We start from the raw sequence: 15566 nt of genomic DNA on the forward strand, positions 1-15566 counted from the left end.
AGGACGCTTTCGGTGAGGGGTTGGCAATGAATGGGGACCTTCCCGCGTTGGTCGGCCAGGCATGGCCCTACATGGGCGCCGCAGTGGCTGCCTACGGTGGGGCCGTCTTGGCCAGGGCGCAGGACGAAGCCGCAGATGTCACGGTCACATGGGGCCGAAGGATGTTGCAACGAATCTTCGGTGTCACTCCGGAGGGTGAGGATGCGCCCACGGCGGTGGTCGAGCTCGCAGACGACCCGAGTGATTCGGATCTACAATCGACGCTCCGCATCCATATTCGCAAGGCGCTGGCCGCTGACTCAAGCCTCGCGGCCGACATCCGAAGGATGCTGGAGGAAGCTGATCGCGCATCGGGCGTGCGCGTAGAGATCGGCACACAAGCTGTTGGCGTAGCACAATCAGTTGGCATAGTAATTGGACCCAATTCCACTGTGGAAAAGGCCGTCCACATCGAAAATGTTGAACAGGATGTCAATTTCTAAACCTGAGTAATGTGGATGGTTTCGAGGATGGAATCGCGCGGCCCTGCATCATCGGACGGTGAAGAGCCGGTCTTCGCTATGTGGTCATCAATGGGTGCCGGGATAGTAGTGGGCGCCCATGCTCACATAGATAATGCCGTATCTATAGGTCACGCTCAGAGTGTTAACGTACATCTATCTGAAAACGAGCCACCTTTTTCAGCGCCTCCACTGCCCAAGAGGCCGGCACTCTGCATAGGCCGCGAAAATGAGTTAGAAGAACTCACAGCCGGGATCGCCTCATTATCCCCACCGACAGGCATGGTTACCACCGTAGCCATAGTCGGCTCTCCTGGGGTGGGAAAAACTACGCTAGCTCTAACGTTCACTCACTCAATCGCCAAAAAGTATCCAGACGGTCAGATCTATCTTCAACTCGAAAATACCGAGAGGAGCGGAGAATCCGAGGACCTACTTGAGTTAATTCTTCTGTCGCTAGGCCAGCGGGGATCACAGATTCCCAAGTCGGTCACCGGCAGAATCGGGCTTGTGCGTTCTATTTTATCTAAACGCCAAATACTCATATTGGTGGATAATGTCACAAGAGAAGCGCAACTGCGAGGAATGCTCCCCATTCCAGACGGATCTCTCTTAGTGTGCACAAGCCGGTCGGGGCTGAGTGGATTGCGAACACCTGGCGTGCACCATCAGCACATTGGGACACTCAGTCAATCAGCTGCAACAGCATATCTTTCGGCAAGGGTCGGTGAATCTCGAGTCCTGCCTCCAGATCAAATGGACCGTTTAGCGGAGCTTTGCGGAAGGCTACCTCTCGCGCTTCACTTGATATCGGCTAAGCTTCTTGCACGACCGAACCTGACAGTCGCGAAAATGATTTGTGCCCTCACCGATAAAAAGCAGCGTTTGAAGGGCCTGCGGGTGGGCGAGCTCTCGATTAGGGCTGCTTTCGAGATGAGCTACACAGATCTAGCGGTCGATTCGGCATGTGCGTTCCGCGCGCTAGGCTCGCATCCGACAGGTAATATCAGTGCGAGCATTGCAGTTGCAGCGACTGATGCCCTTATCTCTGCGACGGCAACTTTCACCGATCTTGATGCAGAGGAGTTGCTCGATGAGCTCGTCGAGCAAGGCTTGGTCGAACATGTAGGTGTCGAACGGTTCCGCATACACGACTTAGTGCTGAGCTATGCATCAGCGCTATTTCTTGAAGACGAGGCAACAGAGGCGCAACATAAAGTAACTATCGCTGTCTGCCAAGCCTACGTGGCGCTCGCAATGGAGCTCGCAGGGCAAATAAACCCCCAGAAAAGCAATGAGCAGGACGGGTCACCTATAGCCGTCGAAATTATGGAGATCATCACAAATGAGGATCTCGCGAACTGCCTAGAAGTTGCTCAGCAGGCTGTAGATATCTGTGAATGGAATCTTGCTGCAGAGCTAGCATTTTCTGCCGATCCCATACTTCGCGCGCGCAGTCGCTGGAGAGCGCTTCTTCGCATGAACGAGCTCGTATTGGCAGCTGCAGCAGAAACTTTGAACAGCTGGTGGCAAGCACGTGCTCTGCTTAGTATTGGTCACGCGCGTGTGAGGCTGGGTGAAGTTTCTGCGGGCCAGTCAGCCATCCACGATTCCTTCGAGCTGTCGCGCGAATCCGGCTACACAAACCTAGCGATCGAGGCCCTCCATCATGTGGCACAGCTCCAGGCGGAGTCTCAGCCTGACGAGGCCGCAAAACTATACAAGCTGATCCTCAAGTCTCTTCGCCAGACTGGAAATAGGGAAGGTATAGCAAGCGCGCTCTCGGGTCTAGCGGACTGTATGCTAAGGACTGGTCGGCCCGAAAGAGCAGAGCAGCTTCTACAGCACGCCCTTGCGATCGTCAAAGACGCCACGAACCTGGCATTTCGCGCTGCTATTCTCGCTAACCTCGGGCTGGTTTGCCTCGAACTGGAAAGGCCACATGAGGCGCACGCATTCATAGACATGGCTCTCCGTGATCACATAGCTGCCACTGATCCATCAGGTGAGGCCGGGGCCCACCTGCTCAAAGGACGAATTGCCGAAGCGCTGAGCGACACCGGAAGTGCGCTATGCGAGTACCAGCGGGCACTTGAACTCTACGAAAAACTGGAAGAGGTAGCTGGTCAGCAGACCTCTTTTAGTCACATTGGCGGACTCTTCCACGCTACAGGTCGACCAGCGGAAGCAGCCGAATATTATCAAAAGAGCCTTGATCTCGCAGAAACCTTATTCGATTCTCAGGCCATCGTTGTGTCACTAGCAAACCTCGGGACACTTTGGCTGAACGTGGGCGAGCTTGAATCTGCCAAAGAGGCTCTCACAAGAGCTCTGCGTGTGGCTGAAGATTCCGAGAACTCATTCCTAGTTACACAAGCGTTACAGCAGTTCTCTAAATATTGGACACATCAAGGGGAATGGGAAAGAGCAGCCCAGACGCTAGAGCGGGTTCTAACGCTTGTTCGGAACATGAGAGCAAATCCGAATACCGCGGAAACGCGCGTGTCGCTCAGCTATGCATATTTCCGCTTGGGGCGACAAAAGGATGCACTCCGAGAACTTCGCCTGGCAGAGTCGGAACTTGGGGCTGGTTCTACATCGATCTCCATTGTTGCAGTAAAGAGGCAGCTCGCGACGATACTTTCAAGCCGTGGAATGTTCGATGAGGCAATTGCAGAAGCAGAGGATGCCTTGGAACGGTCAAAGACTATAGGGCTTAACCCTGGCATTGCAGAGTCATTAGGTGTGCTCGCTAACGTGTTAGCTCGTCAAGGCGAATTCGCTCGAGCTGCCGGTATATATCGTGAGTGTATTCAGCTCGCTAGCGATACGCTCGACCTGCGTCTACTTGTCTCACACACCGTAAATCTTTCTACCTGCCTAGCGAATTCTAGCCAAGCGGAGGACGCCTTTGAGGGATATAAGAATGCACTTAAGCTTGCAGGTCGGCTCCAAGATCGATCATTGCAAGCAACAATTCTCCGTTGCATTGGGGTCGAGCATGCTAAGAGTGGACGCTCAGCTGAAGCGCTGAAGCGCTTTGCCGAGTCAGAAAGAATTGCTACCTCGCTAGGCGACAAGCACCTGATTGCTGTACTACGAACTGACCAGGCTCAGGTTTACGTTGGACGACAGAAGCTAGACAGGGCTCGGCAGTTGCTAGAGAACGCTCAGCACATTTATGCGGAGCTTAACGACGTTGATGCAGAGCGGAAGACCCTCCTCCGGATTCTGGGCGTTGAGGTGCAGCGTGACCGCCTGTCGGGTAAACAGCTTCCTCAAAAGGTCAATGAGCTCCTCTGCCAGAATGGTCACTCCCCAGCCGGCGCGTTCCTGAGGCGTGATCTCATTGCACCCACTGAGGCCTATCAGTTCCTCGGTAGTGAGCACCAGCTTCCTGGGCGTCGAATAAACATCTCTAGCGATGTGCGAGAAAGTCTACCTCCAGTTGATATTGAAGGCGCTCTTCAGCATATGAGTGTCTCGCGTCAGAACTGCATAGTTTGCAGACAGCCGCTCGCCTTGGGAGGGGAGGCGAATCTAATTCGGCTCTTGCATCGGGGAGAGGATTCGCTGCTATGGCTTAAACTGAGCCACTCTAGATGCGGCCCATCGGAGATCGTGACTATTGATGAGATCCCTCAGGCTGGCATAGTAAACATGGAGATTGAATGCGCCCTAATGTCGTTGGGTGACACGCTGATTCCCAGCCTCATTATCGATATCCCCTACCTAGCTCGTAGTGCGGATGGCGACGGTTCCTCTGATACGTTTCTAGATGGACTGGTTGAGCGTGGATTTACGCGCATGAGTTTGGACTCTCACTCGAAGCAGATCCAAGCGGAACTAGTAGCCGCCGTTCAGAATCCAGAGATCCTTGCTGTGTTACACAACGGCCGAGTAGACGTTTCTGCCCGCGACTTGAAGGTTCTCTCAAATGCCCCGCTTAGCTTTCTTCCAGCATGGTATGAGCGGACATATGAAGGCATTCTTGGCGTGATGGTTGGCCACAACCTCCAAGGCATGAGTTGGGAGAGTACTGATCATATTATTGACGCAGCGATGCGTGGTCGTCTTGTCTTCGGCATAGCTCCTCTTGTCGTCCACCATCCCCCCAAGGGCCGCCCATGTATTTGCACGCCTTCTACGGGAAGAAAGTTCAAACGTTGCTGTGGCTCGTCTGTGTAGGCGTCAGACTAGATCTCCCATCGGCATACCATATTGCTATGAAACTCCGCCACAGCGAACCTGGATGGCAGGGGAGGCCAGAAGATGAGGGTGGCGCCTACCAGGTCCTGAACAGGAAGCGCAGGTGCCCGTGGGCGGATCATGATCGCCCCTTGCCAACAGATGCTTCGATATTGCGATGCACCCGCAGGACAATCATCAGGATGATGTAGATCTCGATCGTAAATGAGCAGGTGGGGGTGAGGTTTCAGGAGGCGTAGAACCGCGCTCCTCATGCAGGTGTTTTTGTCGAGTCCTACGGGGGGGCTGCGACGATCGCTGACTTCGGTAGCCGCCGTTGGCTGCTGGGGCGATCGACGCCAAGACCCTCCTTTGTTGGGACTTGCCATCGATGACCATGGTTGAGGTGACAGCGGCGCTGACAGCAACGTCCCCGCACACGGACTCACTTCGGCTACCGTCCACCACCCTCTGACCACGGTCTCAGCTACCCCACCAGCGTGATTGTTCCGCCTGGCTCGAAAATCGGTGCGTTAGTGGGCAGGCGGCAGCGAGCCCTGGCCGGTGATGTCGGGTCAGGGTTTTGTGGAGGCGGGTTGGGGTCAGGCGGTTGGTTGCAGGGTGACGGTTTTGCCGGTGAGGTGTTCGAGCTGGCGGACGAGGTCGTGTTCGCGGCGTCTGGTGGCGATACGGGATTGGTAGAAGTCGGGGCCCAGGTGGCGATAGCGGGCCTCAGGGTCGGACAGCAGATGCCAGACGATGGTGAGGACGGAATTGCCGACGGCGACGATGGCGCGTTTTCGTCCGCGGCGTCTGGACAGTCGCCGGTAGCGCTCGCCGAGGAAGGTGCTGGAGCGGGAGGTGACCGCGACGATCTCGCCGAGGGTGGCGCCGAGCCAGGGATTGCCCTTGCCGGTGGAGCCGCCTTTCTTCTTGCCGGCGGAGGCGTTGTCGATGGGCGCGAACTTGGCCCAGGAGGCCAGGTGGCCGGCGGTGGGGAAGCGGCTCATGTCGATGCCGATCTCGGCGATGAGTTCTTGGGCGGCGATGGTGCCGACACCGATGATCTCGTCGAGTTGAGCCACCGCGGCGGCATACGGGGCGATCTTGTCCTCGATCCGGCGGGAGATGGCCTCGATTCGAGCGGTGAGGTCATCGACTCGATCGGTCATCATCTGGCATAAGAAGCCGTGCTCATCGGTGAAGTGACCGGTGAGCGCTTCTTGCAGCAGGGGAATCTTCGAGCGCATCGGACCGCGCGCCATCGCGGCCAACACCTTGGGATCGCGTTGTCCGCCGATCAGTGCGGCCAGCATCTCGCGGCCGGAGACGCCGAAGATGTCACTGATCACGCTGGACAGCTTGATCTGGGCGTCTTCCAGCAGCTTTTCCACGCGCTGCTTCTCGCGGGTGCGTTCACGCACCAGGCTGCGCCGGTAACGGGTCAGGTCGCGTAGCTGGCGGATCGGTTTGGGGTGCACCAGGCTGGGCCGGCACATGCCTCGTTCGACGACCTTGGCCAGCCAGACTGCGTCCAACTTGTCGGTTTTCGGGCGGCCGGGGACGTTCTTGACGTGTTTGGCGTTCAGCAGCCAGCAGGTGAATCCCTCGGCTTCCAGCAGGTAGTAGACCGGCTTCCAGTAGTCGGAGGTGGCCTCCATCGCCACCAGGGTGACGGTTTGGCAGCGCAGTCAGTCGGCCAGGGCGAGCAGGGAGGCGGTCAGCGTGGTGTACTCGCGTACCTCCTGGCGGCGTCGTGCGGGTTTGTCGTCATGGGGTACGCGCACGCACACGACCAGGCCGCTCTTGCCGATGTCGATCGCCGCGACTCGCTCCACCAGTTCCAGCGGCTCATCACTTTCCTGCACAGGTGTCCCTCGTCTCCTCCGTCGTGGGCAAGGTGGTTGCCCGGGGAGCCGGTAGGGGAAGGATCAAGAGCCGGGCTCTCGTGCTCGAAGCGACAGTTCAGGGCCCCTTGGGCGGCTCCCGGCGTCAGACTGAAAACCGGCCTCGACCAGGCACCAGGCGGACTCGACGTCGGCGGGCAACCACCCCCGATTTTCATGCCCGCAGGGCGTGCGCAGCCACATCAAAGACTGAAAAGCGGAAGGTCGTATTTCTGTTTGCTGAGGCGTGGCGACACGGGTCCCTCCAGATCCCGCGCCGCCACGCCCGTCTCACCGGGCTCTTCCGGACAGCAACGCCGTCCAGATCGCCCGAGCCTCATTGATTGGCCAGGAAAAGGTCTCTTGGACCTGGTGGCCGCTGTCGAGTTGGATGGTTCGCCGGACGAACGCCCGACCGGCGCCTTCGTACAGTTCGTAGACCGTGGCACGGCACCAACAGGTCCAGGCCACCGAGCGCGCCCGCTCAAGTGCTGGGTAGGGCTGCTGCCAGTCCAGCCGGATATGGTCTCGCTGCGGCATTGCCACATGTGGGCTCAGGCACTCATCGAGCAGAGTCACGACGTGCGCTCCGCGACGCCTCCGCACTGGTAGGCCGCTTTGAGGAGCTCTTCGTACCGCTGGGCGACGTAGTGGGCGACGGTGATGGGGTTGTCCACGCCGTAGACCCGGTACAGGCGGCGGCCCGTTTTCGCCGAGGTTTTCCCCGTCCACCAGCGGTAGGCGCGCCCGTCCGTCCAGACAAGGAGATCGGCCCAGACGGAGACCAGGGCGACGCCGTGGCCCTCGTGGACATCGGCCGAGACACCGCAGTGTTCAAGGCCGATCCGCAGGCGCTCAGCAGCCAGGGCCGCCGGGCATCGTTGAGCCGGCCCTTTGCCGGCAATGGCGCTCACGGCTCCAGCTCTTCCTGGTCGCGGAGCTGCTGGGCGAGTTCAGTGACGTCGTCGGCGTCGATTGTCCGGTAAAGGCCACGATTTATCTCTTCGTCGGTGAGGTGTCGGCCATTCGGGGTTGCCCACAAACGACCCGCAGAACTACGCCAAATACACATCCGGGAAATGCTGCCTGGAGGTCTTCCAGAATCACGGGTGTTGACATGGAGTAAGCGTCGTTCCATTTGCGTGACGAACCCACCGCGTTCCAGAGACGTCCAGGACGTTTCAAAGTTAGAGTCGAAAACGTCCTGGACGTCCTCACTTCCCGAAGTGCACCGTGGCCAACGTCCCCTTACACCGCGCCATGCTCGATGCGAAGCTGAGCAACCAGAATCTGGCAGACCGCTGCGAGGTGGACGTTAAAACGGTGGAACGCTGGTTACAGGATGAGGCACGAGTCCCGCACCTCCGGCACCAGTTGGCCGCCGCCGAGGCATTAGGAGTTGATACGTCCGTGTTGTGGCCAGAGGCTATCCGTAACACCGTGAAAACCGGCCCGGATCGAGAGGTTCTGACCGTTTACCCCTATCGGTCGGCGTGCCCCAAGTCGATCTGGCGCAACCTGATCACCTCGGCCCGCAACGAGATCGTCTTCGCCGGATACACCAACTACTTCCTGTGGCTGGAACACCCCAACCTCGCCAAGGTCCTCAAGCGCAAAGCCGAGCAAGGGTGCAAGATCCGGTTCCTGATCGGTGATCCGGACAGCGAGGTCACCCGCCGCCGGGAGGAGGTGGAGAGCGTTCCGTTGACGGTCTCCACCCGCATCCGGATCACCCTCTCGGAGATCGAGCAGGTTCGGGACGTGCCCGGCATCGAGGCGAGGTTCGGAGACGAGCACATCGCGATGAGCGTCTTCCGCTTCGATTCGGAGATGCTCGTGACCCCGCACCTGGCCAAACTCGTCGGTCACGACTCGCCCATGATGCACCTGCGCCGCTACCAGGACGACGGCCTGTTCGACCGGTTCGGCTATCACGCCTCCGAGTTGTGGAGCAACGGGAGGGACGTCTGGGCAGAGGAGCCACGCAAGCCTGCGGAGAGCGCCAGTTCTGGGTGACCAACCGGGTGACAACGCCCCCGGGACGGGAGCGTTTCCGATGGCCGCTGCGTCGCGGTGAGGGCCGGGACACGGCCCCGCCCACGTCGCACCCGGCGCGGATCGGGGCACGGCCCCCTTACACCGCGCGCCGGGGCACGGAACCCGGCCCTCGTGCGCGGTGCGCGTCAGGGCAGGGGTTCCGGCTCCGGGGCGGTGAGCCGCCGGAAAAGCGGGCGCGGCTCGGGAAGACCACTCTCCCCGGCCGTGCACTGCGCGGTGATCCGGGCGGCCGTACCCGGCAGGAACGGCGCCAGCTGATCGGCCAACGTCTCGCACGCCCGGACGAGCGCGGCGAGGACGGCGTCGAGCCGGGCCGCGGCGCCGGGGTCGCCGTCGCGTTCTGCCCGGGCCAGTTCCCAGGGCCGGGTGAGGTCGACGTAGCGGTTGGCCTCGTCGACGATGGCCCAGACCGGCGCGGTGGCCCGGCGGAACGCGAAGTCGTCCAGGGCCGAGCGGACAAGACCGGGCGCCTGGCGGCAGACCGCCTCCAGGGCCTCTCCTCCCGGCGCGCCGATCCCACCGCCTATCCCGGTCCCGACGAGGGGAACGTGCCCGTCGCGGTAGCGGTGGACCATGGCGACGACCCGGTTGACGAGGTTGCCCAGCCCGTTGGCGAGCTCGTCGTTGGCGCGGGCCACGAGCCGGTCGACCGTGAAGTCGGCGTCCCCGACACGCGGCACCTCGCGCAACAGCCACCAGCGGACGGCGTCGGTGCCGTACTCCCCGGCCAGGGCGATCGGATCGGCCGTGCCCCCACCGGATTTGCTGATCTTGCGGCCGCCGACGGTGAGGTAATCGTGTACCACCACGTCCGTGGGCGGTGGCTGCCCGGCCGACAGCAGCACCGCCGGCCAGTAGACGGCGTGGAAGCGCAACACTCCCTTGCCGACCAGGTGGATCCGACGGTCGGCGCCGACCCACCAGCGGCCGTAGTCCTCCCCGCCGGTGCCGTAGTCCAGGGCCGTGATGTAGTTGCCGAGCGCGTCCCACCACACGTAGACGACCTGGCCGGGGTCCCCGGGAACCGGGATTCCCCACCCCCGGGCACGGGTGGTCGACCGGGAGACCGAGAGGTCCTCCAGGCCTCCGGCGATGAAGCCGAGGACCTCGTTGCGACGCTCCGCGGGCTCGATCCTCAGGCGTCCGCCGGCGACGAGGTCGTGGAGCCGGTCCGCGTAGCGCGAGAGGCGGAAGAACCAGTTCTCCTCGGCCACCCGCTGGGGCTCGACACCGTGTTCCGGGCATCGTCCGCCGGTGAGCTCGGCGGGGGTGTAGAACTGCTCGCAGCCGACGCAGTAAAGACCCTCGTAGTGCTTGCGGTAGAGGTCACCGGCATCGGCACAGGCCCGCCAGAGCCTCTCCACGCCCCTCCGGTGGCGGGGGTCGCGGCTGGTGCGGATGACGTCGTCGACCGCGAGTGCCAGCGGCTCGCGCAGCGCGACGAACGCCTCGGCGTTACGGTCGACGAACTCCTGGACGGGAACACCGGCCGCCTCGGCGGCCAGCACGTTCTTCAACGAGTTGTCGTCGGTGCCGGTCTGGAACCGCACCTGCTCGCCCTGTGCCCTGCGGAACCGGGCGAGCACGTCGGCCTGCACGAGCTCCAGCGCGAACCCCAGGTGGGGGCGGGCGTTGACGTAGGGAATGGTGGTGGTGACGTAGGTGTGCGCTGTGGTCATCGGAACCTCCGAAAGAACGGGGGCTCCGGCCGGTGAAACGCGCCGAGGCCCCGTGACAGGGCCTCGGAAACGAACGTCCGTGCGGCGTCAGCGGCCCCGTGAGCGGGGCATCATCACCTGGCGTCCGGACGTGTTCATGCGGTCAGGTTAACACCGCCCCCCGGCACGAGCCGCCGGTTTTACGGCGAACGGCCTCAGCGCGAGGAGGGATCGGGTGCCCCCGCGACGAGCCGCCGGGAATCGCGACACGCCGCGCGGCCCACCTCATGGCCTCGGCGATACCTCCGGCAGGTGATCCGGACCATGCACCGACCATCACCTTCACTTTGAGTGATATTCTCGTTACTCGTTGTAGAGAATCGAGATCGTCGAGAGGATCGTCGTGAAGCGAATCGCCCTCGTCCCCGTCATCTCCGCCGCCCTGGTCGCGGTCATGAGCAGTGCCGCCTACGCCTCGCAGTACGTGGCCTACGAAGGGCCTGGCTTCACCGGCCGGTCGGTGGTCATCGACCGGTGCGGCCCGTCCAACATCCCCTTCCACGGGTCCTACAAGTGGTACGGCGACGGCCAGAGCGGCCGGATGTACAACCAGCCCGACACCCAGGGAGTGACGCACTTCGAGCTGGCGCCCAACCGCAACGCGGAGCAGAGGACGCCCGTCGGCTGGAAGAGCATCTTCATCGTGTGCTGACCTTCGGAAGGCGCGGCCGGAAGCCGGAGCCCATCCGCCTTCCGGCCACACGCCCGCGTCTCCCCGCGTCTCCGCCGCCCGCCTCCTCAGACCGCCTCATTCAGCCGGGAAGCGGCCACGGCCCGCTGCAGGGTAGGTCCATTTCTCCCCGTCCAACGATCCCGCCGCGGCTACCGGTTACCTCGCCGATTCCATGATGGCGAGCACCTCCGGCATCATCTCCCGGTAACCGGCGCCTTGCTTGACCCGCGCGCTGAAGTTCTGGGCTTCGTGCGTCGTCGGCAGGACGCCCACGAGCAGCATCGGCAGGAACAGGCGACGGGCCAGCAGTTCGGGACCGGAGACGGCGTGGGGGCGGCGCAGGACCGAGACGTTCACGCGGACCGCATGCTCGTTCAACCGGGGCACCCCCGGCCGGTCGGTCTCGATCGCCGCGTAACGGAAACCATGGGCGAGGTCACAGGGGTCGCAGCCGACCGGCCCGCGGCTCAGAACCCCATGACACTTCGGGCACACCATTTTGTCGAGCGCGGCATCGACCACCCGCCAGTCGTGCCGGTCCGGCTCATCGACGACCATTTCTCCGACGGCCATCGCCTCGGCGGGAGAGATGGGGCCGATTTCCGTGCGCAGGAACTCCTGCCAGCCTTCCTCGACGATGTCGTCCACGAGTGCGGCGCAACGTGCGCAGTCCGGGGCGCCACCGTATTCCCAGCAGTCACAGGCCGGACATATCCTCAGCGGGTCACCCACTGCTGGCCGCATCGCTTCTCCATGCACATAGACCGCGTCCACCGACGTTTTGCCCCTACCAGTGTGGAGTACGGGGCTCAGCTGGATTTCGCGCGGAGGAGGCCCCGGAGCCCCGCCAGCCCGTACACCTTGAAGAAGGTGCGCAGGACCGCCACGTTGGGACGATCGCGGCAAATCCGCACGCCGTCCGGAACACGGTCCAGGAAGACCTCGAGTTCTGCGACGTGGTTGACGTCGCCGGTGGGGTTGTTCGGGTTGCAGACGCGGATCATGCAAGTGCGGTCGGTGATCAGGTCCGCCATCGCCCGCAGGTCCTGTCCCGCTCGGTTCCGGCCCCCGTAGGGAGACTGCACCTACGGGAGCCGGACGTACCGGCGATGTCTTTCCTGGAGTGGCCGAGGGGCGAATCCATGCCGCGAGGTGGTGGGACAGGGTCAGATGCGCGCGCCGACGTCGGCGCCGTTGGAGGGGCGCAGGAAGGCCGAGGACGGGATCGAGCCGTCCGCCGCGCGGGGTCCGGTCATCGTGCTCGGGTCGGTGCTGGTGAAGGTCCAGGTGCCGCCGAGGTTCCAGGAGTTGCCCGAGCCGGAGGAGGAGGAGCCGAGCGAGACCTGCGTCGCGTTCGCCACCGACAGGTTCTTGGTGAGGGTGGAGCTGGAACGGGCGAAGTTGAATCCGGTGCCGCCGTTGCGCCACGCGGTGTTGCGGTCGGCGGTCAGCCGGCCGGGGTTGCCGTTGTCGATGAAGCCTCCGACCGCGTTGTCGAACGCGAAGGAGTTGCGGATCACGTGGCCTGCCTGCGGGTCCGTGGCACCTCCGCCGAGTTTGAAGCCGTTGCCGTCCCCGGTGTAGTCGGGCAGGTTCCACCGGTTGAACCCGTTACCCCACGCCACCGACGACTCCACGGTGACCGGGGACAGGAACATCCAGAAGTCCAGGCCGTCGTCGGAGTTGTTCCACAGCCGGGCGCCGCGCACCACGTTGCCGCTGCCCGAGCCTTCCTTGATGGCGAGGCCGTCGGCGCTCTCGCCGTTCTTGCGCGGGTCGCGGTTGCCGTAGGCGTCCAGGTTGATGATCTGGTTGTTACCGGAGGCGCCCTGAAGGTGCAGGCCCGACTCGTAGTTGTCCCGGGTGATCAGACGGTCGAAGACGTTGTTGTTGGTGTCCAGGCCGAAGATGCCGTACGGACCATGGATGATCTCCAGTCCGGACAGGCGCCACCAGTCACCCTCGATGTGGATGGCGCCCCGCTCGGGGCGGGGGATGGAGGAGCCGACCGCGCCGGGCGTGTAGGGCATGTTCTCGCCGTCGAGGATGACCTTTTCGCCGTTGTGGTTGCGCATCGTGATGGGCTGAGTCGGCGTACCATCCTTGAGGATCTGGATGTTGGTGTTCGGCGCGTAGGTTCCACCGCGCAGGACGATGGTGTGGCCGGGCTGGGCCAGGTCGACCGCCCGCTGGATGGTCTTCAGCGGCGCGCCGAGCGTGCCGGGATTGGCGTCGTCGCCGTTGGTCGCCACGTACAGTTCGTTGACCGGTTGTGGCCCGCCCCCGGTCTCGACGTCGAGGTAGTCGATGTTGGGCAGCCCGGCGGAGGTGGTCGGGGTGAGCCGGATGGTGTTGCCGCCCGCGTTGACCGGCACGGTCAGGGTGCTGGTGACCCAGGCACTCCAGGCGCCGGTGCCTTCGAACGACGGGGCCGCCACCGTGGATCCGTTGACGATCAGGCCGGCGGGCCTGGCAGTGGTCGTGCCGTTGGCGAAGCGGATCCCCAGCGTCGCGACACCGGCCGCGGAGGCGTTCACGGTGAACTGGGCGTAGGCGCCGGTGGCGTTGTCTCCGTTGCAGAAACCGCTTCCTGAGTAGCCGGTCCAGTTGGAGTCGATGGTGCCGGTGCAGGCCGCGGGCGAGGTCTCGGCCTCATGGCGGGTGGGCGCGGCGTGCGCCGCGTTCCCGGACAGCGCGACAAGTACGCCGGCGAGCAGGCCGGCACACGCGAGGAAGGGCGTCGGGCGCATCGTTGGTCTCCAAGATCGTTGTAACGTCGGCCGACGGTTGGGAACGAGACCGCCGCGCGTTGATCCTTCCGGTGCTCCGGCCGGGATCCGGCGACGACCACGACGCGAGAAACCGTCACCGTCGCACGCCGGGCGATCGGTGTGGTCTCGCGGTCGCGGTCGTCGTCTTCGAAGGCCCGGGTAGGCGGGTGTGTGAGGACCCGCCTACCCGGGGGTTTTCTAGCGGCGGGTGATGTTGGACTCCGAGTACAGGCAGTTCGTGCCGTCGGGTCCCTCACCGATCTTGCTGGGCTCGCTGCCCTTCGGCACGCCCTTGTAGCGCTCGCAGATGGTGGTGTTGCCGTAGACGGTGATCCGGCTGAAGCGCGCGGTGTCGCCCCAGTTGGAGTTGATCCCGGCCAGAACCTTCGTGGAGCGGGCGGTGATGCCGTCCATCACCACGTGGCGCGTGTAGGAGCTGGAGCAGTTGCCGCAGGCCCGGTACAGCTTGCCGGAGCTGTGCACCTGGAAGTTCCTGATCGTGAGCGTGCCGGCGCCGTTGTGCTGGAAGACCTTGTCGGCGCCGGACTTGGCGCCGCCGCCGTCCACCAGGTAGGTGGCCGAGGAACTGGAGGACTTGAACGTCGCGGCGTCCTCGCCGACGTCGTTCCACCACACGTTGCGAATGGTGCAGGAGCCCTCGCAGTGGATGCCGTCACCGGCCGGGGCGTCGAGGATGACGTTCTGGATCGTGCCGCCGTTGGCCACGACGAACATCGGGTCCTGGCTCTCGCCCTGCCCTCCGTCGCCGATGCCGTAGTAGCGCTTCATGCCGCCGTCGAAGAACGTGCCGGCGTTGCGGGTGGTGGTCTGGTGCACGCTGCCGGTGTCCGAGGGCCACGAACCGCTGCCGTCACCGTTGCCCGGGGGCGGCGAGGTCGGGGTGGGAGACGGGGTGGGGTTCGGAGGCGGCGTGCCGCCGGCGGTCCGGAACGTCCACTGTTTGGTGGCCACCGAGTCGCAGGAGTTCTGCTGCAGCAGGGCGCCGGAGGAGGTGGAGTTGTCCTGGACGTTGAGGCACTTGCCACCGTTGGCGTTGACCACCCGGTAGTTGGACCCGGAGGCGGTGAGCTGCCAGGTCTGCGACGCGGCCCCGGTGCAGGACTCCTGCTGGACCGCCTTGCCTGCGCTGGTGGAGGCGTCCCGCACGCCGAGGCACTTGCCGCTGTGCGTCGCCTTGATCTGGTATCCGCCGCCCGAGGAGGTGAGCGTGAAGACCTGTCCGGCGGCGTTGGTGCACGTGTTCTGGGCCAGTTGCACGCCGTCGCCGGTGCTCTGCCCCGGTACGGCGGCGCACAGGCCGCTGCCCGCGTTGGCGAGCGTGTAGTTGCCGTTGGAGGGGGCCGCCGAGGCCGGGGTGGAGAGCACGGTCACCAGCCCGCTGCCCGTCACGAGGGCGGCGGCCAGCATGACCGCGAGTTTTCGGTCCTTGCGCATCGTCATCTCCAGTTCGGTCGGGGGGTGTGAGCGCTTGGCGGGGTCGAAGCGCGTCAGGGGGTGATCTTCTCGACGGCCACACCTGTGGCGGCCCGGACGCCCTGATCGTCACCGTCCTCGTCAAGCTCCCTTCGCCGGCGGGCACGCCTGCCGGACAGCATGGAGAAGGTCGCCCGCCTTCTGTTGGTAAGCGCTTTCCCGCATGCGTTTGGAGTGAAGCACACGGTGGACGAGGATGAGAAGCCCTGATGGGCGAAAGGCCCCGACGGCTCGTCATCGGGGCAGGTCACCGCGATTTTCCGAGGGCCGCCCACCTC

General features: G+C 63.4%; 11 protein-coding genes and 1 pseudogene. 4 read left to right on the forward strand and 8 right to left on the reverse strand.

Annotated features, from left to right (window positions below; all coding sequences use genetic code 11):
* Positions 1-161 precede the first annotated feature (161 nt).
* Together AB0B96_RS06625 and AB0B96_RS06630 are read left to right on the forward strand one after the other, a co-directional pair.
* Positions 162-482 (forward strand): hypothetical protein, encoded by a 321-nt coding sequence (locus tag AB0B96_RS06625; protein WP_362896915.1) that lies wholly within the window; start codon positions 162-164, stop codon positions 480-482.
* Between the two features lie 27 nt (positions 483-509).
* Positions 510-4688 (forward strand): tetratricopeptide repeat protein, encoded by a 4179-nt coding sequence (locus AB0B96_RS06630; protein WP_362896916.1) that lies wholly within the window; start codon positions 510-512, stop codon positions 4686-4688.
* Positions 4689-5290: 602 nt separating this feature from the next.
* On the opposite strand, the gene AB0B96_RS06635 is transcribed toward AB0B96_RS06630, so the two are convergent.
* The 3 genes from AB0B96_RS06635 to AB0B96_RS06645 form a co-directional block, all read right to left on the reverse strand.
* Positions 5291-6355: an IS110 family transposase gene (locus AB0B96_RS06635; protein WP_362896917.1), complete on the reverse strand. Its 1065-nt coding sequence runs from the start codon at positions 6353-6355 to the stop codon at positions 5291-5293.
* A 24-nt stretch (positions 6356-6379) separates the two neighbouring features.
* Positions 6380-6556 carry a hypothetical protein gene (locus tag AB0B96_RS06640; RefSeq protein WP_362896918.1) on the reverse strand — a complete coding sequence of 59 codons (177 nt, stop codon included), beginning with the start codon at positions 6554-6556 and terminating at the stop codon, positions 6380-6382.
* Positions 6557-7149: 593 nt separating this feature from the next.
* Positions 7150-7488: a hypothetical protein gene (locus AB0B96_RS06645; protein ID WP_362896919.1), complete on the reverse strand. Its 339-nt coding sequence runs from the start codon at positions 7486-7488 to the stop codon at positions 7150-7152.
* Between the two features lie 526 nt (positions 7489-8014).
* Here AB0B96_RS06645 and AB0B96_RS06650 point away from each other — a divergent pair.
* Positions 8015-8590: a DUF5919 domain-containing protein gene (locus tag AB0B96_RS06650; protein WP_362896920.1), complete on the forward strand. Its 576-nt coding sequence runs from the start codon at positions 8015-8017 to the stop codon at positions 8588-8590.
* 167 nt (positions 8591-8757) lie between these two features.
* Here the strand turns inward: AB0B96_RS06650 and AB0B96_RS06655 are convergent, their stop codons facing one another.
* Complete coding sequence (locus tag AB0B96_RS06655; RefSeq protein ID WP_362896921.1) at positions 8758-10311, reverse strand: methionine--tRNA ligase; 1554 nt, start codon at positions 10309-10311, stop codon at positions 8758-8760.
* 382 nt (positions 10312-10693) lie between these two features.
* Here AB0B96_RS06655 and AB0B96_RS06660 point away from each other — a divergent pair, with 382 nt between their 5' ends.
* Positions 10694-11002, forward strand: coding sequence for a MiAMP1 family antimicrobial peptide (locus AB0B96_RS06660; RefSeq protein WP_362896922.1), 309 nt, complete (start codon positions 10694-10696; stop codon positions 11000-11002).
* 177 nt (positions 11003-11179) lie between these two features.
* Here the strand turns inward: AB0B96_RS06660 and AB0B96_RS06665 are convergent, their stop codons facing one another.
* From AB0B96_RS06665 to AB0B96_RS06680, 4 genes and pseudogenes are all read right to left on the reverse strand, one after another.
* Positions 11180-11671: a hypothetical protein gene (locus AB0B96_RS06665; RefSeq protein WP_362896923.1), complete on the reverse strand. Its 492-nt coding sequence runs from the start codon at positions 11669-11671 to the stop codon at positions 11180-11182.
* Positions 11672-11859: 188 nt separating this feature from the next.
* A pseudogene (locus AB0B96_RS06670) lies at positions 11860-12108 on the reverse strand (aminotransferase class I/II-fold pyridoxal phosphate-dependent enzyme); the annotation flags it as partial.
* 81 nt (positions 12109-12189) lie between these two features.
* Positions 12190-13773, reverse strand: a complete 1584-nt coding sequence (locus tag AB0B96_RS06675) for a right-handed parallel beta-helix repeat-containing protein (protein WP_362896924.1) — start codon at positions 13771-13773, stop codon at positions 12190-12192.
* Between the two features lie 219 nt (positions 13774-13992).
* On the reverse strand, positions 13993-15249 hold the full coding sequence (locus tag AB0B96_RS06680) for a pectate lyase (protein WP_362896925.1): 1257 nt from the start codon (positions 15247-15249) through the stop codon (positions 13993-13995).
* Between the last annotated feature and the right edge of the window lie 317 nt (positions 15250-15566).

The sequence above is a fragment of the Streptosporangium sp. NPDC049046 genome (assembly GCF_040649155.1).
Classification (GTDB): domain Bacteria; phylum Actinomycetota; class Actinomycetes; order Streptosporangiales; family Streptosporangiaceae; genus Streptosporangium.